This is a genomic window from Streptomyces smyrnaeus (assembly GCF_017676345.1).
Classification (GTDB): Bacteria; Actinomycetota; Actinomycetes; order Streptomycetales; family Streptomycetaceae; genus Streptomyces; species Streptomyces smyrnaeus.
In genome coordinates this window covers 17,898-36,928 of sequence record NZ_JAFFZM010000017.1, presented here as the reverse complement: position 1 = coordinate 36,928, position 19,031 = coordinate 17,898, and the positions used below count along the sequence as shown (strand labels likewise).

The 19,031-nt window shown below is 70.8% G+C and carries 17 protein-coding genes and 1 pseudogene; 16 read left to right on the top strand and 2 right to left on the bottom strand.

Features of this window, described 5'->3' with window-relative positions; genetic code table 11:
* The first annotated feature begins 54 nt into the window (after nucleotides 1-54).
* The 5 genes and pseudogenes from dop to prcA all read left to right on the top strand — a co-directional run bounded on the left by dop (nucleotide 55) and on the right by prcA (nucleotide 3,870).
* Nucleotides 55-1,566 (top strand): depupylase/deamidase Dop, encoded by a 1,512-nt coding sequence (dop, locus tag JW613_RS25500; RefSeq protein WP_180289569.1) that lies wholly within the window; start codon nucleotides 55-57, stop codon nucleotides 1,564-1,566.
* A 145-nt stretch (nucleotides 1,567-1,711) separates the two neighbouring features.
* Nucleotides 1,712-1,930 (top strand): ubiquitin-like protein Pup, encoded by a 219-nt coding sequence (locus JW613_RS25495; RefSeq protein ID WP_185016359.1) that lies wholly within the window; start codon nucleotides 1,712-1,714, stop codon nucleotides 1,928-1,930.
* A gap of 167 nt (nucleotides 1,931-2,097) precedes the next feature.
* Nucleotides 2,098-2,286: pseudogene (locus JW613_RS25490) on the top strand (endonuclease domain-containing protein); the annotation flags it as partial.
* Complete coding sequence (gene prcB, locus JW613_RS25485) at nucleotides 2,238-3,083, top strand: proteasome subunit beta (protein ID WP_209213259.1); 846 nt, start codon at nucleotides 2,238-2,240, stop codon at nucleotides 3,081-3,083. The pseudogene JW613_RS25490 and the gene prcB, both read left to right, overlap by 49 nt.
* A 34-nt stretch (nucleotides 3,084-3,117) precedes the next feature.
* Nucleotides 3,118-3,870: a proteasome subunit alpha gene (gene prcA, locus JW613_RS25480; RefSeq protein WP_209213258.1), complete on the top strand. Its 753-nt coding sequence runs from the start codon at nucleotides 3,118-3,120 to the stop codon at nucleotides 3,868-3,870.
* Nucleotides 3,871-3,918: 48 nt separating this feature from the next.
* Here prcA and JW613_RS25475 read toward each other — a convergent pair whose 3' ends face one another.
* Entirely contained in the window at nucleotides 3,919-4,938 is a 1,020-nt protein-coding gene (locus JW613_RS25475) for a LacI family DNA-binding transcriptional regulator (protein ID WP_307866040.1), read from the bottom strand.
* A gap of 263 nt (nucleotides 4,939-5,201) precedes the next feature.
* Between JW613_RS25475 and JW613_RS25470 the strand changes: the two genes are divergently transcribed.
* The 11 genes from JW613_RS25470 (at nucleotide 5,202) to JW613_RS25420 (ending at nucleotide 18,120) form a co-directional block, all read left to right on the top strand.
* Nucleotides 5,202-6,578 (top strand): MFS transporter, encoded by a 1,377-nt coding sequence (locus tag JW613_RS25470; RefSeq protein ID WP_209213256.1) that lies wholly within the window; start codon nucleotides 5,202-5,204, stop codon nucleotides 6,576-6,578.
* A gap of 15 nt (nucleotides 6,579-6,593) precedes the next feature.
* The gene (pafA, locus tag JW613_RS25465; RefSeq protein ID WP_209213255.1) at nucleotides 6,594-7,955 is read left to right on the top strand and encodes a Pup--protein ligase; all 1,362 of its coding nucleotides are present in this window, start codon (nucleotides 6,594-6,596) and stop codon (nucleotides 7,953-7,955) included.
* A 257-nt stretch (nucleotides 7,956-8,212) separates the two neighbouring features.
* Nucleotides 8,213-9,151, top strand: coding sequence for an FKBP-type peptidyl-prolyl cis-trans isomerase (locus JW613_RS25460; RefSeq protein ID WP_307866034.1), 939 nt, complete (start codon nucleotides 8,213-8,215; stop codon nucleotides 9,149-9,151).
* Between the two features lie 58 nt (nucleotides 9,152-9,209).
* Nucleotides 9,210-9,584 (top strand): FKBP-type peptidyl-prolyl cis-trans isomerase, encoded by a 375-nt coding sequence (locus tag JW613_RS25455; RefSeq protein WP_209213253.1) that lies wholly within the window; start codon nucleotides 9,210-9,212, stop codon nucleotides 9,582-9,584.
* Between the two features lie 121 nt (nucleotides 9,585-9,705).
* The gene (locus JW613_RS25450) at nucleotides 9,706-10,773 is read left to right on the top strand and encodes a helix-turn-helix transcriptional regulator (protein ID WP_209213252.1); all 1,068 of its coding nucleotides are present in this window, start codon (nucleotides 9,706-9,708) and stop codon (nucleotides 10,771-10,773) included.
* Between the two features lie 14 nt (nucleotides 10,774-10,787).
* On the top strand, nucleotides 10,788-11,750 hold the full coding sequence (locus tag JW613_RS25445; RefSeq protein WP_209213251.1) for a helix-turn-helix transcriptional regulator: 963 nt from the start codon (nucleotides 10,788-10,790) through the stop codon (nucleotides 11,748-11,750).
* A 162-nt stretch (nucleotides 11,751-11,912) separates the two neighbouring features.
* Nucleotides 11,913-12,143 carry a hypothetical protein gene (locus JW613_RS25440; protein ID WP_209213250.1) on the top strand — a complete coding sequence of 77 codons (231 nt, stop codon included), beginning with the start codon at nucleotides 11,913-11,915 and terminating at the stop codon, nucleotides 12,141-12,143.
* A gap of 219 nt (nucleotides 12,144-12,362) precedes the next feature.
* Nucleotides 12,363-12,647: a Sec-independent protein translocase subunit TatA gene (tatA, locus tag JW613_RS25435; RefSeq protein ID WP_209213249.1), complete on the top strand. Its 285-nt coding sequence runs from the start codon at nucleotides 12,363-12,365 to the stop codon at nucleotides 12,645-12,647.
* 102 nt (nucleotides 12,648-12,749) lie between these two features.
* The gene (gene tatC, locus JW613_RS25430; protein ID WP_209213248.1) at nucleotides 12,750-13,727 is read left to right on the top strand and encodes a twin-arginine translocase subunit TatC; all 978 of its coding nucleotides are present in this window, start codon (nucleotides 12,750-12,752) and stop codon (nucleotides 13,725-13,727) included.
* A 122-nt stretch (nucleotides 13,728-13,849) separates the two neighbouring features.
* On the top strand, nucleotides 13,850-16,666 hold the full coding sequence (locus JW613_RS25425; protein WP_209213247.1) for a DEAD/DEAH box helicase: 2,817 nt from the start codon (nucleotides 13,850-13,852) through the stop codon (nucleotides 16,664-16,666).
* A 275-nt stretch (nucleotides 16,667-16,941) separates the two neighbouring features.
* Nucleotides 16,942-18,120, top strand: coding sequence for a phosphatidylinositol-specific phospholipase C1-like protein (locus tag JW613_RS25420; RefSeq protein ID WP_245226280.1), 1,179 nt, complete (start codon nucleotides 16,942-16,944; stop codon nucleotides 18,118-18,120).
* A 46-nt stretch (nucleotides 18,121-18,166) separates the two neighbouring features.
* On the opposite strand, the gene JW613_RS25415 is transcribed toward JW613_RS25420, so the two are convergent.
* Nucleotides 18,167-19,024 carry a siderophore-interacting protein gene (locus JW613_RS25415; RefSeq protein WP_209213246.1) on the bottom strand — a complete coding sequence of 286 codons (858 nt, stop codon included), beginning with the start codon at nucleotides 19,022-19,024 and terminating at the stop codon, nucleotides 18,167-18,169.
* Nucleotides 19,025-19,031: the final 7 nt, after the last annotated feature.

Sequence of the window (19,031 nt, the reverse complement as noted above, 5' to 3'; positions counted from 1 at the left end):
GCGGGACTTGAACGGTGGTCCACCGGCGGGCCGCCGTCAGGCAAGGAGGGAAGCATGACCGTACGGCGCGTAATGGGCATCGAGACCGAGTACGGCATTTCCGTGCCCGGCCACCCCAACGCCAATGCCATGCTCACCTCGTCCCAGGTCGTCAACGCCTATGCGGCGGCGATGCACCGGGCGCGCCGCGCCCGCTGGGACTTCGAGGAGGAGAACCCGCTGCGGGACGCCCGCGGCTTCGATCTGGCTCGCGAGTCGGCCGACGCCAGCCAGCTGACGGACGAGGACATCGGCCTGGCCAACGTCATCCTCACCAACGGAGCCCGGCTCTACGTCGACCACGCCCACCCGGAGTACAGCGCCCCCGAGGTCACCAACCCGCGGGACGCCGTGCTGTGGGACAAGGCGGGCGAGCGGATCATGGCCGAGGCCGCTGAGCGCGCGGCCGAGGTCCCCGGCACCAGCCCGATCCACCTCTACAAGAACAACACCGACAACAAGGGCGCCTCCTACGGCACGCACGAGAACTATCTGATGAAACGAGAGACCCCGTTCTCGGAGATCGTGCGGCATCTGACCCCGTTCTTCATCTCCCGGCAGGTCGTGTGCGGAGCCGGACGGGTGGGGCTGGGGCAGGACGGCAGCGAGCACGGCTTCCAGCTCAGTCAGCGCGCCGACTACTTCGAGGTCGAGGTCGGGCTGGAGACCACGCTCAAACGGCCGATCATCAACACCCGCGACGAGCCGCACGCGGACGCCGAGAAGTACCGGCGGCTGCATGTGATCATCGGGGACGCCAACCTCTCGGAGGTCTCCACCTACCTCAAGCTGGGCACGACCTCGCTGGTGCTGTCCATGATCGAGGACGGCTTCATCGCCGTCGACCTCGCCGTCGACCAGCCCGTACGCACCCTGCACCAGGTCTCGCACGACCCCACACTCGAACGGCTGATCACCCTTCGCAACGGCCGCACCCTCACGGCGGTACAGCTCCAGATGGAGTACTACGAGCTGGCCCGCAAGTACGTCGAGGAGCGCTGGGGTGCCGACGCGGACGACCAGACCCGGGATGTGCTGGCCCGCTGGGAGGACGTGCTGGGCAGGCTGGAGCGCGACCCCATGAGCCTGGCGGGGGAGCTGGACTGGGTGGCCAAGCGGGAGCTGATGGAGGGCTACCGCCGCCGTGACGGGGTCGACTGGGACGCCCCCAGGCTGCATCTGGTGGACCTGCAGTACGCGGACGTACGCCCCGACAAGGGCCTGTACAACCGTCTGGTCTCCCGCGGCAGCATGCAGCGGCTGCTGTCCGAGGAAGAGGTCAAGGAGGCCGCCTTCAAGCCTCCGGAGGACACCCGCGCCTACTTCCGCGGCCGCTGCCTGGAGCAGTACGCCGACGACGTGGCGGCCGCATCCTGGGACTCGGTCATCTTCGACCTGCCCGGCCGTGACTCTCTGCAACGGGTCCCTACCCTGGAGCCGCTGCGGGGTACCCGTAACCACGTCAAGGAGCTGCTGGACCGCTGCCGCACCGCGGAAGAGCTGGTGAAGGTGCTTTCGGGCGGCTGAATCGCGGCTATTCGGTCCGTGGTCCGGGAATCATCGAGGTGGTTGTCGGACGTTGTAACAACGAAGGAGCCGATGTCAGTCCCTGCTTGTAGGGTCTGATCTTGTACGTTCCGCGTACACCACCGAACCGAGCGGGGTGAGGGAAATGGCGACCAAGGACACCGGCGGCGGACAGCAGAAGTCCACGCGCCACACCGAGGAGACCGAGGAGCAGACCGAGGAAGCGCAGGTCTCCGAGGACCTCAAGGAGCGCCAGGAGGCGCTCTCGGACGACGTGGACTCGGTGCTGGACGAGATCGACGACGTGCTCGAGGAGAACGCCGAGGACTTCGTGCGCTCCTTCGTTCAGAAGGGTGGACAGTAGTCCACACTCTTGAACGGGTGACCGTGAACGAGGGGGAGTCGAAGCGATGAACCGCGTCGGGGAGCGGCCAGACACGCTCCTCGACGTCCGGTTCGGCGTCCGCCCGATCCGTCCCGGGTCCGCAGCAGCGTGCGGCACCGGCAGTCCGCGGAACGCAGAACGCGGAACCGGCCGAGCAGGTGGACCACGATCATGAGACGGGTAGGGTCCGGGGCGTACCGTACTCCAGCCGGGACGCCGCGCTGGGGAAGTTCAAGGACCGGGCGGGCGTCCTGGGACGTGCCGCCGCCTACGTGGAAGGAAACGTGTGGAAGCCGAAACTCGTAGCACGGGGCGTCTACCTGCTGCCTTCCTGACGCCAGGGTCGTCGTCCTTCATGGATTTCCTGTCCGACCACGCTCCGGAGCAGCTGCCGGGCAACCGGCCGCTGCCCCCCGTGGAGGGTGCCGTGCAGGCCCCGCACGGGACCACGATCGTGGCCGCGACCTTCGCCGGCGGCGTGGTGCTGGCCGGGGACCGGCGGGCGACGATGGGCAACGTCATCGCGCAGCGGGACATCGAGAAGGTGTTTCCGGCCGACGAGCACTCCGCCGTGGGGATCGCGGGCACCGCGGGCCTGGCGGTGGAGATGGTGAAGCTGTTCCAGCTGGAGCTGGAGCACTTCGAGAAGGTGGAGGGCTCCACCCTCTCCCTGGAGGGCAAGGCCAACCGCCTCTCCACGATGATCCGCGGCAATCTGGGCATGGCGATGCAGGGCCTCGCCGTGGTCCCGCTGTTCGCCGGGTTCGACCTGGACCGCGGCAAGGGCCGGATCTTCTCCTACGACGTGACGGGCGGCCGCTCCGAGGAGCCGGGCTTCGCCGGGGTCGGCTCCGGCTCGGTCTTCGCCCGCGGCTCGCTCAAGAAGCTCTACCGCGACGAGATGACCGAGGAGCAGGCCGCCACCGTGGTCCTCCAGGCGCTGTACGACGCCGCGGACGACGACTCGGCCACCGGCGGCCCCGATATGACGCGCCGGATCTACCCGGTCGTCGTGGCGATCACCGAGGACGGTTACCGCAGGCTGAGCGAGGAGGAGGTCTCGGGGCTGGCGCAGACGGTGCACGACGGCCGCCTCCGGCTGCCCAACGGGCCGCAGGCCCCCGTCTCCTAGAGCACTCATTCGGACAGGAAGGGACGGATAGCCGGTGTCGACGCCGTTCTATGTGTCACCCCAGCAGGCAATGGCGGACCGCGCCGAGTATGCCCGCAAGGGCATCGCGCGCGGGCGCAGCGTGGTCGTGTTGCAGTACGCGGACGGCATCGTTTTCGTCGCCGAGAACCCCTCTCGGGCACTGCACAAGGTCAGCGAGATCTACGACCGGATCGCCTTCGCCGCGGTCGGCAAGTACAACGAGTTCGAGAACCTGCGTATCGGCGGTGTCCGCTACGCCGATCTGCGCGGCTACACCTACGACCGCGAGGACGTCACGGCGCGTGGGCTCGCCAACGTCTACGCCCAGACGCTGGGCACCATCTTCTCCGCCAACGCGGAGAAGCCCTACGAGGTCGAGCTGATCGTCGCCGAGGTGGGCCCGGCCCCCGAGGACGACCAGATCTACCGGCTGCCGCACGACGGTTCCATCGTGGACGAGCACGGCTCGGTCGCGGTCGGCGGCAACTCGGATCAGATCGGCACCTACATGGACCAGCGGCACCGGGAGGGAATGTCGCTGGGCGAGGCGCTGAAGCTGGCCGTCGAAGCGCTCAAGCGGGACACCAACGGCAGCGAACGGTCGCTGGACGCCGAGCAGTTGGAAGTTGCCGTGCTGGACCGCGAGCGCCCCCAGCGCCGCAAGTTCAAGCGTGTCCCGGCCGGCCAGGTGGCCCGCCTCCTGGAGGAGACCCCGGCTCCGGAGAGCACGGAGGGCGACAGCGAGGGCGGCGACGAGGACAAATAGGCCCCGGACCCGGCCCGCGGCCCCGCCAGGAGGCCGCGGGCCCGGGGCCTAGGGGGAGCCGTGGAGGCCGGGAGAGGGGCAGGGGCCGGTCGACCCGCGTGCCACCAACCGCACCGGTAGCCGCACCGCCTCCACCGGCCGGCCCTCCAGGACGGACAGCAGGGCCTGCATGCCCGCCGCCCCCACCCGCTCGGCGGGCAGCCGAACGGTCGTCAACTCCGGCTCCACCGCCGTGGCCAGCGCGACATCGTCGATCCCGGTCACCGACACGTCCTGCGGTACCCGCAGCCCGAGCCGCCGTGCGGCCTTCAGGGCGCCGACCGCGAGCAGATCGTCGTCGCACACCAGTGCGGTCGGCCGGTCTTCGGGGACGTCGGCGGCACCGGCCTTTCCGGCCGTGGCCAGTATCCGCGTCGCCGCCGCCAAGCCGCCCGCCACGCTCAGCGGGCTGCGCTCGGTGCGCAGCAGCGTGGCTCCGCATGCCCGCAGCCGATCGCGCAGGGCCCGCGCCCGTACCTCGAAGGTCCAGGAGTCCACGTCGGCGGCGACATGCGCGATCCGGCGGTGGCCCAGCTCCCGCAGATGGGCCACCACCTGCCGCATGCCGTCGGCGAGGTCGACGTTGACGGTGGCGTCACAGGCGCCCTCGTCGCTGTCCAGCATCACCAGTGGCAGTCCCTCGCCGCGCAGCGCCGCGAGGGCTTCGGGGGCCATCGAGGAGGCGATGACGCCGTCGAGCGCGGTACGCGCCGAGGCGAAGGGGTCGGGAGCCGCGGTGATGCCTTCGGGTGAGGGATAGAGGACGACTCCGAAGTCGTGCGCCCCGGCGACCTCGACGGCTCCCCGGTGGACGGTGGCGAAGAAGTCGTTGGTCAGCGCGGGAACGACCAGCAGCGCGGTGCGGGTACGGCCGAGGCGCAGGGTGCGGGCCGCGAGGTTGGGCCGGTAGCCGAGCTCCCGGGCCGCGGCGCGCACGGACTCGGCGGTGCGTGCCGAGACCCTGCCCTGCCATTTGCCGCCGAGCACCAGCGAGACGGTGGCCTGTGAGACGCCCGCCGCACCGGCCACGTCATGGCCGGTGGGCCGGGTACGGCCCCGGTTCGCGGTGTCCCGGCCCGGGGCGCCGCCGCTGTTCGCGGTGCCGTTCCCGTCGCCGTCCCCGCGGCCGTTCCCGGTGTCGCTGCTGTTCCCGGTGCCGTGGTCGTCGCCGCCACGGTTCCCGGTGGCTGACGCGTGCTGTTCTGGCACGGATGACTCCTTCACCGCCGCTGCCTTGGCATGGTACGTATGACAAGGCCGTTATACGTAAAACTGAGGGAGGGGTGGGGCGGATGGCGACGGGCTACGCCGAACTGCTGCGGGCCAGACACGCGATGCGCCTGCTGGCGGGAACGCTGGTGGGCAGGCTGCCGAACGCCACGGGGCCGATCGCCATCGCGCTGTTCATCCGCGCCGAGGGCGGCAGCATGACGCTGGCGGGCGCCCTCTCGGCGGTCTACGGCCTCGCCACCGCTTTCGGCCAGCCGATGCTGGGCCGGCTGGTGGACCTGTACGGGCAGCCACGGGTGATGCTGCCGGCCGCCGTGGTCTCCGCCGCGGGCGCGGCCACGCTGGCGCTGGCGGGCATCGGCTCGCTGCCGCTGGGCTTTGCGTGCGTACTGGTCTTCGGCCTGTTCACCCCGCCCCTGGAGGGCGGGCTGCGGGCGCTGTGGCCCAGCGTGCTGCGGCGCGAGGAGCAGGTGCACAGCGCTTACGCGCTGGACGCCGTCGCCCAGGAGGTGATGTTCGCGGCCGGGCCGCTGCTGGTGACGCTGCTGGTCGCCGGGTGGAGCGAGGCGGCGGCGCTGCTGGTGGTCAACCTGCTGGGGGTGCTGGGCGCCCTCTCGGTGGTCGTCTCGCCGCCGTCCCGCCGCTGGCGCTCCTCGCCCCGGAAGCCGCACTGGCTGGGCGCGCTGCGCTCACCGGGCCTGAAGGTGCTGCTGGCCTCGTTCTTCTTCGTGGGGCTGGCGCTGGGCACCTTCGCGCTGGCCGCGGTCTCCTACGCCGACGACCACCACAACAAGCTGATCTCCACCTATCTGCTGGCGGCGCAGGGCACCGGAGCACTGGTGGGCGGGGTCGGCTACGGGGCGCGGGGCTGGCCGGGCAGCCACGAGGGGCGGCTGCGGGTGCTGGTGGGCCTGTTCGCGGCGGGCAACCTGCCGCTGGCACTGGTGCCGGACGTCCCGGTGATGGTGGTGTTCGGCGGGCTGTCCGGGCTCTTCCTGGCCCCGGCCCTGGCGTGTGCCTTCGTGGTCGTGGACCGGCACGCCCCGTCGGGGACGGTGACCGAGGCGTTCTCCTGGCTGGTGACGACGTTCGGTGTGGGGGCCGCCGCGGGTACGGCCGTGGTGGGTTCGGTCATCGAGTGGGGCGGTACGGGAACGGGGTTCGGTCTGGCCGGAGCCGGCGGTCTGGCGGCGCTGGCCGTGATCGTGGCGGCGCGGCGGTTCCTGGCACCCCCCGACGGCCCCGCAGGGGGCGAGGTGGTGGCGGGCTCGGCGGCGCCCGCGGCCGGATCCGTGGCCGCCGCGACGCCTTCCGCGGGCGCGGGGAGCGAGCCTGGGCCGGACCTTCCGCGCACCGGAACCGAACGTCGGAAACGTCTGCCAGGTGCGAAGACTGATCGGAACGGCTGCCCCGAACCCGGTTTCAGATCCTCCACGTAGGCGTAATGTTCAGGCATGGACCGCCGAATCTTCGGGCTGGAGAACGAGTACGGCGTCACGTGTACGTTCCGGGGCCAGCGCCGGCTGTCCCCCGACGAGGTGGCGCGGTACCTCTTCCGCCGTGTTGTGTCATGGGGCCGCAGCAGCAATGTGTTTCTGCGGAACGGCGCGCGCCTGTATCTGGACGTGGGCTCGCACCCGGAGTACGCCACTCCGGAGTGCGACAGCGTGACCGAGCTGGTCACTCACGACAAGTCGGGTGAGCGCATTCTCGAGGGCCTCCTTGTCGACGCGGAACGCCGCCTGCACGAGGAGGGCATCGCGGGCGACGTCTATCTCTTCAAGAACAACACCGACTCGGCCGGAAACTCCTACGGCTGTCACGAGAACTACCTCGTGGCCCGGCACGGGGAGTTCTCCCGACTGGCGGACGTACTCATTCCGTTCCTGGTGACCCGGCAGCTGGTGTGCGGCGCGGGCAAGGTGCTGCAGACCCCGCGCGGCGCCGTCTACTGCGTCAGCCAGCGTGCCGAGCACATCTGGGAGGGCGTCAGCTCCGCGACGACCCGCTCGCGCCCCATCATCAACACCCGTGACGAGCCGCACGCGGACGCCGAGCGATACCGCAGGCTGCACGTCATCGTCGGCGACTCCAACATGTCGGAGACGACGATGCTGCTCAAGGTCGGCGCCACCGACCTGGTGCTGCGCATGATCGAGGCGGGCACGGTGATGCGGGACCTGACACTGGAGAACCCGATCCGGGCGATCCGCGAGGTCAGCCACGACATCACCGGTCAGCGCAAGGTGCGGCTGGCCAGCGGCCGGGAGGCCTCCGCGCTGGAGGTCCAGCAGGAGTACTTCGACAAGGCGCTGGACTTCTGCGACCGGCGCGGCATCCGCACCGGGCGGGTCGAGCAGGTGCTGGAGCTGTGGGGGCGGGCCCTGGAGGCGGTGCGCACCCAGGAGCTGGACAAGATCAACACCGAGATCGACTGGGTGATGAAGTACCAGCTCATCGAGCGGTACCGGAACAAGAACAACATCACGATGTCGCACCCGAGGATCGCTCAGATAGACCTCGCCTACCACGACATCCACCGCCGCCGCGGTCTCTACTACCTGTTGGAGCGCAGCGGCAAGGCGGCCCGTATCTGCAACGATGTCAAGATCTTCGAGGGCAAGTCGGTGCCGCCGCAGACCACCCGCGCCCGGCTGCGCGGCGACTTCATCCGCCGCGCCCAGGAACAGCGCCGGGACTTCACCGTCGACTGGGTGCACCTCAAGCTGAACGACCAGGCGCAGCGCACGGTGCTGTGCAAGGATCCGTTCCGCTCGGTGGACGAGCGGGTGGAGAAGCTGATCGCGGGAATGTGAGCGCGGGGTGCCACCGGCGCCCCGCCGCGGCGGCGGACAGCTGCGCGGAGGGCGGTCCCGAGCTTTCGGGGCCGCCCTCCGCGGCGTCCGTCAGCGTGAGTTGACCGGTGCCGGGCGGCTTTCGTGTCGTGCGCGTCGGGCCTCTCGTTGCTGGGTCGTAGGCTGTCATGACCGCAGGACCATCCCTATACCCGCGAGTGGGACACATGTTGTATATCTCCGGGGGCCCGTCCCCCCGTACCCCCCGAGCCTTCCGGGTGCCGCGCAGTCGCAGCGCGCGCCGTATCGCCGCGCTGCTGGCCGTTCCGCTGCTCGCCGCCTCCGCGGTGGCCTGCGGCGGCGAGGACGGCTCGTCCGACGCCAAGGGCAGCCCCCCGGCGGTGAGCGGATCCTGGGGCAAGAAGCCCAAGATCGAAAAGGGCGAGGGCGACCCGCCCTCCGAGCTCAAGACGAAGGTGCTCAAGCGCGGCGACGGGCAGAAGGTGCAGAAGGGCGACGCGGTCAGCGCGCACTACGTGGGCCAGCTGTGGAACGGCAAGGAGTTCGACAGCAGCTGGAAGCGGAAGACGCCCGCCACCTTCCAGATCGGGACCGGCAAGGTCATCAAGGGCTGGGACGAGGCGCTGGTCGGCAAGAACACCGGCAGTCGCGTCGAGATCGTCGCCCCGCCGGACAAGGGATACGGCAAGAAGGGGCAGCCGCCGACGATTCCCGGCAACTCCACGCTGGTCTTCGTCGTCGACCTGGAGAAGATCGCCCCGAGCAAGATCGACGGCAAGCCGGTGGACAAGCCGCAGAACCCGCAGCTGCCCAAGGTGAGCACCAAGGTCGAGAAGAACAAGGCTCCCTCGGTCCAGATGCCCAAGGGCAAGGACTCGGCCCCCGACCAGCTGCTGAGCGAAACCGTTGTCCAGGGCGACGGCAAGAAGAAGGTCGGTGCCAACAGCACCATCCTGACCCACTTCACCGCCAAGGCCTGGAAGGGCGGCAAGCAGCTGGACGACACCTGGGCGCAGAACGGTGCGCCGCAGGAGATCCCCGTCGCCCAGATCCCGGGCTGGAAGGAAGGGCTCAAGGGGGCCCAGGCCGGCAGCCGCGTGGTGATCTCGGTGCCGCAGGACGAGTTCCCCAAGGAGCAGCGGAAGCAGTTCAAGGACGGGGTCGTCTTCTCGGTGGACGTGCTCGACGTGAAGTGACCGCTTCCGTGGCAGACTGGCGCGGTTGTCCCGCAGATACGTTCGTAGGAGCAATTTCGTGAGCATCGACAAGCCCGAGGTCGACTTCCCCGAGGGCGAGCCGCCGTCCGACCTGGAGATCCAGGACCTGTGGGAGGGCGACGGGCCCGAGGCCAAGGCCGGGGACAACGTCTCCGTGCACTACGTGGGCGTCTCCTTCTCCACGGGTGAGGAGTTCGACGCCAGCTGGAACCGCGGCAAGCCGCTGCAGTTCGAGCTCGGCGCCGGCCAGGTCATCGAGGGCTGGGACAAGGGCGTTCAGGGCATGAAGGTCGGCGGCCGCCGCCGGCTGACCATCCCCTCGCACCTCGCCTACGGCGAGCGCGGCGCGGGCGGCGGTCGGATCAAGCCCAACGAGACGCTGATCTTCGTCTGCGACCTCGTCGCGGTCTGACAGCCGCATATCACATCCAACGGGAGCCCCGCCCACCGCGGGGCTCCCGGCTTTTGCCTCCCGCCGCGGCGGCGGTACGGTCGAGGGCCCAGAACAGCATGAGAGAGGGCACGAGGAACCCATGGCGATCGCCAAGGCCGAGCGGCTGATGAATCTGGCTCTGTGCCTGCTGGGGGCCCGCCGCCCGCTCACCAAGCGCGAGCTGCGCGCGTCGATCGAGGCCTATGTCGAGGCGTACGGCTCGGGAGAGGCAGCGGCCTACGGCTCGCCGGAGGCGTCCCCGTCCGGTTCCGGGGAGGCGGGCGCGGCCTACGGCCCGGCGGCGGGGTCCACCGGCACCGAGGAGTCCTTCAGCCGGATGTTCGAGCGGGACAAGGACGACCTGCGCGAGCTGGGGCTCGTCATCGACACCGTCGAGAACCTCGACGGGGAGACCGCCTATGTCGCCCGCCGCGACAGCAACCGCCTTCCGCCCATCACCCTGGACGCCGCCGAGGCCACCGCGCTCGGGCTGGCGGCCCGCGTCTGGCAGCAGGCCCGCCTCGCCGCAGCGGCCAGCGGCGCCCTGCAGAAGCTGCACGCCGCCGGCGGTATGCCGCCCGGCACCATTCCCGAACAGGGCGGGGAGCGCCAGCTGAGCACCCTGGAGCCGCACATTCCGGCACGCGAGGCGGCATTCGAGCCGCTGATGCTGGCCTGCCGCGACCGCCGGCCCGTCGTCTTCGACTACCGCAAGTCCAACGCGGCCCGCTCCGAGAAGCGTCAGGTCGAGCCGTGGACGCTGGAGTGCTGGCGCGGGCACTGGTACCTGGCGGGCTGGGACAGGGAGCGGCAGGCCGAGCGGGTCTTCCGGCTCTCGCGGATCACCGGCCCCGTCCGCTCCCGCGCCGCCGCCTTCACCGTGCCGGTACCCGATCAGGTGACGGTGCGCGAGACCGTGGAGCGCTGGGCGGGCGAGGGCGCCACCAGCACCGCGCGGATCAGGCTGCGGTCGGGCTCGGGCTATCCGCTGCGGGCCCGGGCGCTGCGGACCTGGGAACTGGGTGACGGGTGGGAAGAGTTGGAGATCCCGTACGGGCACGGCCTGGACGCGTGGCTGGTGGAGTTCGGCCCGGACGTCGTCGTGCTGGAGCCCGCCGAACTGCGCGCGGACGTCATCGAGCGGCTGCGTGCCGTGGCACAGGGCTGAGGGAGGAGCGGCACATGGCGGTCAATGCCATCGATCAGACCCGCAGGATGCTCTCGCTGGTCACCTATCTCAAGGACCGGCCCGGTGCCCGGGTCGAGGAGGTCGCACGGGCGTTCGGGATCTCCGACGACGAGCTGATCTCCGACCTGAACGTGTTGCCGATGTGCGGCACCAGCTTCCGGGGCGGCGATCTGCTGGAGATCGACACCGACGGCGAACGCATCTGGTGGCGCAACTCGGAGGCGCTGGGTTCCGACACGGCGCAGCCGCTGCGGCTGGCCGCCGACGAGGCGACGGCGCTGCTGGTCGCGGCCCGCGCCGTGGCGACCCTGCCGGGGCTGCGGGAGAGCGACCGGGACGCGCTGCAGCGGGCCGTGGCCAAGCTGGAGACGGCGGCCGGCGAGAGCGCGGGCGCCAGCTCGCGGCTGTCGGTCACCTTCGAGTCCGAGGGCGGCGTCTTCGCCGACGTCGACCGGGCCATCGCCGAGCGGCGCCGGCTGTGGATCCGCTACTACTCGCCCGCCCGGGACGAGCTGACCGAACGCGAGGTGGACCCGATCCGGCTGTTCGCCGTCGGCCACACCTATATGGAGGCCTGGTGCCGGCTCTCGGAGGCGCGGCGCACCTTCCGGCTGGACCGGGTCGCCGAGATCAAGCTGCTGGACGAGCGCTCCGACCCGCCGCCCATAGAGCCGCGGGACCTGAGTGCCGGGCTGGTGCAGCCGGCGGCCACCGACCCTGAGGTCGTGGTGGAGGTCGGCCCCGGTGGGCGCTGGGTCGCCGAGTACTACCCGCACGACAGCGCGGAGGAGCTGCCCGACGGTGGGCTACGGATCACCCTGCGTACTCCGGACCCCGCCTCGCTGCGCCGGCTGGCGCTCCGGCTGGGCCCGGACGGCCGTATCACGGCGCCCAAGGAGCTGGCGGAGAGCGCACGGGATGCGGCGCGAAAGGCTCTTGCGGCCTACGGGGTGTAGCAGACGTGCCCCGACAGGGGCGCGGGGAACTGCTCCCCCAAGCTCTTCGAGCAGGGGGCACCCCCAAAGCCACGAGGTATCGGCAGTCGGCAGTCGGCAATCGGCGGACCGGGGCACCCCCGTGGCCGCCGCGGGAACCGGAGCGGCGCTAGGCTGCCTTCCATGCTCTGGCCGATGTTCTTTCTGGCGCTCGCGTTCTGCGGGATCGCCGTGCTCGGAGTGCTCGCCGTACGGGTGGGGCTGGAGGTGCAGCGCTTCTCCCGGGCGGTCGGTGACAGCTCCGAGCGGATCACACGGGCGGCGGAGAATCTGGAGCGGGCCGCGGTCCCGCTGGCGGCGCGGACCGGCCGGGGCGCGGGTTCGGGTGAAACGCAAGGACCGAACGAGACATAACCGACGTAAGGCCGGTCTCCAGCTTCGGATCCGGGAGCGGTAGGCTGCCAGATGCCGCATCGGCGGGCGCCGGAGCACGCAATCGGGCGGATGCACGGGGATTGCCTGGTGTTCACTCCACAGGGTTACGATCGATGTCGGCACGTCAGCACGATGCAGCCAGTCCGATTCATCCGGCAGGCACAGAAACACGCCGCCCCGGCGAGAAGGTAGTGGCACATGATCGCAGGTTTGAAGCCCATGGAGATCGTTCTGATTCTCCTTGTCATCCTGCTGCTGTTCGGCGCCAAGAAGCTCCCGGACATGGCCCGTTCGCTCGGCAAGTCGGCCCGCATCCTCAAGAGCGAAGCCAAGCAGATGAAGAAGGAAGGCTCCTCCGACACCGAGGCGGACAAGTCCGGTGAGACGCAGCAGTCGGCGCCGCGGACGATCCAGGCCGCTCCCGGCGACGTCGCGACCTCGCGCCCCGTCACCGAGCCGGCGGACCAGCCGAAGCAGAGCTGAGCGGACGGCCGCATCGCCGACCGTGCCGCCGTCCGCTCCGCGGCCCCGGCTGCGGAGTGGTGGAGCCAGCCGTATCCGACACTTCGAGACTGAGGACGAGGGTTGCTCAAGTCCGCCCGTAACCAGGGTAAACAGGAGAAGGACCCCGAGGGGCGGATGCCTCTCGCGGACCACCTGCGGGAGTTGCGCAACCGCTTGATGAAGTCGGTGCTGGCGATCCTCGTCGTCACCATCGTGGCGATGATCTACTACAAGCAGATCGCCGATTTCCTCATGCACCCCGTGCGGGAGTCGGTCGGCTGCACCAAGGGCTTCGGCGAGGCCGCCGACGAGGGCGGGACCTGCGCCGAGATCACCATCAACGGGCTGATCGCCCCGTTCACGATCATGCTGAAGGTGGCGCTGACCACCGGCGTCGTCATCGCCTCCCCGGTCTGGCTCTACCAACTGTGGGGCTTCCTCGCACCCGGCCTGCACAAGCACGAGAAGCGGTACGCGCGCTCCTTCGTCGCCGCCGGCGTGCCGCTGTTCCTCGGCGGCGCCTTCCTGGCCTATCTGATCCTGCCGAAGGCCGCCAGGACGCTGCTGGACTTCAGCCCGGACGGAGCGGGCAACCTCATCCCGCTGGACGACTTCCTCGACATCGTCACCCGGCTGGTCATCGTCTTCGGCCTCGCCTTCGAGCTGCCCCTGCTGCTGGTCCTGCTCAACATCGGCGGGGTGCTGACCGGCAAGCGGCTGCTGGGCTGGTGGCGGGGGATGGTCATCGGCATCACCGTCTTCGCCGCCGTCGCCACGCCCACCGGCGACCCGCTGACGATGATCGCGCTGGCGGCACCGATCGTGCTGCTGTACTTCGCCGCCGTCGGCATCGCCCTGTTCAACGACCGCCGCCGCAGCCGCGACAACCCCTACGCCGGGCTGGACGACGACGAGGCGTCCCCGCTGGACCACACACCGGAGGCCATCGGCGCCGGCGACTCCCTGCCCGGCCCGCGCCCGGGCGGCGAGGGCGGCTCGCAGGACGGCAGCGGTGAGAGCGGCCGGCCGCGGCCGGGCGGCTACGACGACGCCACCTGAGCGGCCCCCTGCCACGGCCGGTCCACACCGGCCGGTCGGCCCCGGCCCGAGTCGGGGATCGGCTCCATGGGCCGGTAAAGATCGTGAGAGTGTCAGAGGCGGCCGGTAGGCTCGTAGACACGATGACCGAGGATCTGTCCCCCGCGGAGCGGTATGCGGCGGCGCGTAAGCGTGCCGCCGACCAGGCCACCGCTCTCGCGCCCTTCCGTGACCTGTACGACTTCGATCTGGACCCCTTCCAGATCGAGGCGTGCCAAGCCCTCGAAGCAGGAAAGGGTGTGCTGGTCGCGGCGCCGACCGGCTCCGGCAAGACCATCGTGGGCGAGTTCGCCGTCCACCTGGCCCTCACCCAGGGCCGCAAATGCTTCTACACGACCCCGATCAAGGCGCTGTCCAACCAGAAGTTCAGCGATCTCGTCAAGCGGTACGGGGCGGCCAAGGTCGGGCTGCTGACCGGCGACAACAGCGTGAACTCCGAGGCACCCATCGTCGTGATGACGACCGAAGTGCTGCGGAACATGCTCTACGCCGGATCGAAGTCCCTGCTCGGCCTGGGCTATGTCGTCATGGACGAGGTCCACTACCTCTCGGACCGCTTCCGGGGCGCCGTCTGGGAAGAGGTGATCATCCACCTTCCCGAGTCGGTCACCATCGTCTCGCTGTCGGCCACCGTCTCCAACGCGGAGGAGTTCGGTGACTGGCTGGACACGGTGCGCGGTGACACCCAGGTGATCGTCTCCGAGGAGCGCCCGGTGCCGCTGTGGCAGCATGTGCTGGCCGGCCGCCGGATGTACGACCTGTTCGAGGAGTCCGGCGACAAGCGCGAGGTCAACCCCGACCTGGTGCGGATGGCCCGGATGGAGAACAGCCGGGTCGGCAACGGGCGCGACCGGCGCCGGGGCCGCCCCCAGCGGGAGGCCGACCGCGAGCGGGAGCGCCGCCAGCGTGCCCGGATCTGGACGCCCAGCCGGCCCGAGGTGATCGACCGGCTGGACTCGGAGGGGCTGCTCCCGGCCATCACCTTCATCTTCAGCCGCGCGGGCTGCGAGGCCGCCGTCCAGCAGTGCCTCTACTCCGGCCTGCGGCTCAACGACAACGCCGCCCGCGCCCGGGTCCGGGAGATCGTCGAGGAGCGCACCGCGGACATCCCCGACAAGGACCTGCACGTCCTGGGCTACTTCGAGTGGCTGGAGGGGCTGGAGCGGGGCATCGCCGCGCACCACGCGGGCATGCTGCCCACCTTCAAGGAGGTGGTCGAGGAGCTGTTCGTGCGCGGTCTGGTCAAGGCCGTCTTCGCCACCGAGACGCTGGCCCTGGGCATCAACATGCCGGCCCGTTCCGTGGTCCTGGAGAAGCTGGTCAAGTGGAACGGCGAGCAGCACGCCGACATCACCCCGGGTGAGTTCACGCAGCTGACCGGGCGTGCGGGGCGGCGCGGTATCGACATCGAGGGCCATGCCGTCGTGCTGTGGCAGCGCGGTATGGACCCGGGCGCGCTCGCCGGGCTCGCCGGTGCGCGTACGTATCCGCTGCGGTCGTCGTTCAAGCCGTCGTACAACATGGCGGTGAACCTCGTCTCGCAGTTCGGCAGGCACCGCTCGCGCGAGCTGCTGGAGACGTCGTTCGCGCAGTTCCAGGCGGACCGCTCGGTGGTCGGCATCTCCCGGCAGGTGCAGAAGAACGAGGAGGGCATGGCGGGCTACCACGCCTCCATGACCTGCCATCTGGGTGACTTCGAGGAGTACGCGCGGCTGCGCAGGGAGCTCAAGGACCGCGAGACGGAGCTGGCCAAACAGGGCGCCAACCAGCGCCGGGCGCAGGCAGCCGCGGCGCTGGAGAAGCTCAAGCCCGGCGATGTCATCCATGTGCCCACCGGCAAGTACGCGGGTCTGGCGCTGGTGCTGGACCCGGGGGTGAGCGGCGGACGCGGCGGCGGGCCGCGCAGGGGATACGACGGGACGGCGGGGAACGAGGGCCCGCGACCGCTGGTGCTGACGGCGCAGCGGCAGGTCAAGCGGCTGGGCGCGATCGACTTCCCGGTGCCGGTCGAGCCGCTGGAGCGGATGCGCATTCCCAAGTCGTTCAACGCGCGCAGCCCCCAGTCCCGGCGGGATCTGGCCTCCGCGCTGCGCAGCAAGGCGGGCCACTACGTGCCCGAGCGGCACCGCAAGCAGCGGTCGGCCGCCGCGGACGACCCCGAGATCGATCGGCTGCGCAAGGCCATCCGCCAGCACCCCTGCCACGGCTGCGACGAGCGTGAGGACCACGCCCGCTGGGCCGAGCGCTATCACCGGCTCAAGCGCGACACCCGCCAGCTGGAGCGGCGTATCGAGGGCCGGACGAACACGATCGCCCGGACCTTCGACCGGGTGTACGCACTCTTGTCGGAGCTCGGCTATCTCTCGGGCGACCACGTCACCGAGGACGGACGGGTGCTGGCCAGGCTCTACGGCGAGCTGGATCTGCTCGCTTCGGAGTGCCTGCGCGAGGGGGTGTGGGAGGGGCTGCCGCCCGCCGAGCTGGCCGCCTGTGTCTCCGCGCTGGTCTTCGAGGCCCGCAGCAACGACGACGCGCTGCCGCCCAAGCTGCCCGGCGGCCGGGCGCGGGCGGCACTCGGCGAGATGGTGCGGATCTGGGGGCGGTTGGACGCGCTCGAGGAGGAACACCGCATCACCGCCACCGAGGGCGTCGGCCAGCGCGAGCCGGACCTGGGCTTCGCCTGGGCCGCCTATCGCTGGGCGGACGGTCAGGGTCTCGACGAGGTGCTGCGCGAGGCCGAGATGCCCGCCGGTGACTTCGTGCGCTGGTGCAAGCAGGTCATCGATGTCCTCGGTCAGTTGGCCGCCGCGGCACCGGAGGCCGGCACGGTGCCCAGGAACGCCCGCAGGGCGATCGACGGGATGCTGCGGGGCGTGGTGGCGTACTCCAGCGTGGGGTGAGAACGCGGGCGCCCGGCCCCGACCCTCGCGGACAGCGGTGTCCGCGAGGGTTCTTGCTGTCCTCCTGTCCCTCCCGTCGCTCGCTCTGTCGTCCTGTCCGCCCCGAGGCGGTATTGACGGTCGCCGCGGCGGGCGGGATGTTCAAGCCCGCGTCAACTGCCGGGCACCGGGGCGCAGTACGGGCCCGGCAGTGTCCGTCTGGTGCGCGACCCGCGCGTATCCCGAACCCGACAGGGGGCCAAGTGCGTACGAGCAGTACCGGCAGAGCCGGATCCTTGATCCGCCGTTGGGCCTGCGCCGTGACCGCCTTCGCCGCGGTCGCGGCGCTCTCGTCCACGGCCGCCACCGCCCAGCCGGACACCGCGGCCGGGCGTGGGCACCGCGACCCGGCGGGGGACCTGCGGCTGACCCAGCTCCAGGCGATGGCCACGCACAACAGCTACCACCGCGAGACCACCTCGCACGCCGAGCAGAACCTGATGTCCCAGTACGACCCCAACTGGCAGACGCTGCTCTACAGCCACTCCACGCTCCCCGTCCAGTTCGAGCGCCAGCGCGCTCGGGGCATCGAACTGGATGTCTTCCCCGACCCCGAAGGCGGCCTGTACGCCGACCCGCTGCTGCGCAAGCGTGCCGGGCTGCCCCCGCTCGACGACCCGGAGCTGAACAAGCCCGGCTTCAAGGTGCTGCACTGGGCGGACTTCGACTACCGCTCCACCTGTGCGACCCTGCGCGGCTGTCTGCGCCAGGTCAAGAAGTGGTCCGACAGCCGGCCCGGCCATGTGGCCGTACCGATCCTGCTGGAGCTGAAGCAGACCGACCCCCGGCTGGAGGAGCAGGGCGGCGCCAAGAGCCCGCCGTGGGACACGGCGATGCTGGACGCGCTGGACAAGGAGATCCGGTCCGTCTTCCCCGACGAGGAGACCGTCACGCCGGACGACATCCGGCGCCCCGGCCGGACGCTGGAGCAGTCCGTGCTGCGCCACGGCTGGCCGAAGGTGCGGGACACCCGGGGGCAGGTCATGTTCTTCATGGACAACGACGACCAGGAGATCCAGGACGCCTACCGCGCCTCAGGACGCGAGAGTCTGCAGGGGCGTGTGCTGTTCACCGACTCCGAACCGGGGCGGCCGGACGCGGCCTTCATGAAGGTGAACGATCCCAGGGGCGCCAACAAGGCCGTCATCCGCGATCTGGTGCGGCGCGGCTTCTTCGTGCGGACCCGGTCCGATGTGCCGCTGGACCAGGCGCGGAGCGGGGACACCGGAATGCTGCGCGACGCGCTCTCGTCCGGGGCGCAGATGGTGAGCACCGATTTCCCGGTCCCCGGGCTCGCGGCCCGCTACGGGTCCGACTACGTCGCCGAGTTGCCGGGCGACCCGGACCGCGCCGTGCGCTGCAACCCCGTGACGGGGCCCCGGCACTGTCCGCGGGGCCCGTTGGAGCCTCGCTGACCTTGCCTTCCGGCCCCGCTGCCGACCGGCGGGGCCGGTTGTCCGTTCAGGCGACGGGCTGGCGCTCCTGCTCGGCCTCGACGCGTGCGTTCCACTCCTTCTTGGCGGCCTGCCAGCCGTCCTCGTCGGCGCCGAGCCGCCAGTAGCCGGAGATGGACAGCTGCTCGCGTTCGATGCCCCGCTCCAGCCGCAGATGGCCGCGGAGCTCCTTGACGAAACCGGCCTCGCCGTGGACGAAGGCGTGCACCCGTCCAGGGGGGAACTCCAGTTCGCGGACGGCCGGCACGAGGCGGGCACCCACCGGGTCGGCGCCTCGGTGCAGCCAGCGCACCCGGGCGCCGGGCGGGGCCTGAAGCGGCTGCTCCTCCTCGGGCCCGGCGACCTCGATGAGCGCCCGCACGGTGGCCCCGGCGGGCATCCGGGCCAGGGCGGCCGCGATGGCGGGAAGCGCGCTCTCGTCACCGGCCAGCAGGTGCCAGTCGGCCTCCGGGCTCGGCGCATAGGCGCCGCCCGGGCCGAGGAACCGGACTTCGTCGCCGACGGCGGCGGAGCGGGCCCACGGCCCGGCCAGCCCCTCGTCGCCGTGGACGACGAAGTCGATGGTCAGCTCCAGCGCTTCGGGGTCCCAGGCGCGGACGGTGTACGTCCGCATCGAGGGCCACTGCGCGCGCGGCAGCTCGGCACGGATCTGCGCGATGTCGAAGGGCTCCGGGTAGCGCACACCGGGGGCGGGGAACAGCAGCTTGACGTAGTGGTCGGTGTACTCGCCGGCCGGGAAGCCCGCCAGGGACTCGCCCCCGAGGACGATGCGCACCATGTGCGGCGTCAGCTGCTCGGTACGGACCACACGCGCGCGGTGCAGCTGCGGCTTGTTGCGGGCTGGACGGGCCGGGCGTTCTGGCACGGGGCCT

What these genes read in the sequence shown, in the direction of transcription:
- JW613_RS25470 (WP_209213256.1), top strand. Translation starts at nt 5,202, where the DNA reads ATGGCGACGGGCTACGCCGAACTGCTGCGGGCCAGACACGCGATGCGC.
- JW613_RS25425 (WP_209213247.1), top strand. Translation starts at nt 13,850, where the DNA reads ATGACCGAGGATCTGTCCCCCGCGGAGCGGTATGCGGCGGCGCGTAAG.
- tatA (WP_209213249.1), top strand. Translation starts at nt 12,363, where the DNA reads ATGATCGCAGGTTTGAAGCCCATGGAGATCGTTCTGATTCTCCTTGTC.
- dop (WP_180289569.1), top strand. Translation starts at nt 55, where the DNA reads ATGACCGTACGGCGCGTAATGGGCATCGAGACCGAGTACGGCATTTCC.
- JW613_RS25495 (WP_185016359.1), top strand. Translation starts at nt 1,712, where the DNA reads ATGGCGACCAAGGACACCGGCGGCGGACAGCAGAAGTCCACGCGCCAC.
- JW613_RS25445 (WP_209213251.1), top strand. Translation starts at nt 10,788, where the DNA reads ATGGCGGTCAATGCCATCGATCAGACCCGCAGGATGCTCTCGCTGGTC.
- JW613_RS25450 (WP_209213252.1), top strand. Translation starts at nt 9,706, where the DNA reads ATGGCGATCGCCAAGGCCGAGCGGCTGATGAATCTGGCTCTGTGCCTG.
- JW613_RS25440 (WP_209213250.1), top strand. Translation starts at nt 11,913, where the DNA reads ATGCTCTGGCCGATGTTCTTTCTGGCGCTCGCGTTCTGCGGGATCGCC.
- pafA (WP_209213255.1), top strand. Translation starts at nt 6,594, where the DNA reads ATGGACCGCCGAATCTTCGGGCTGGAGAACGAGTACGGCGTCACGTGT.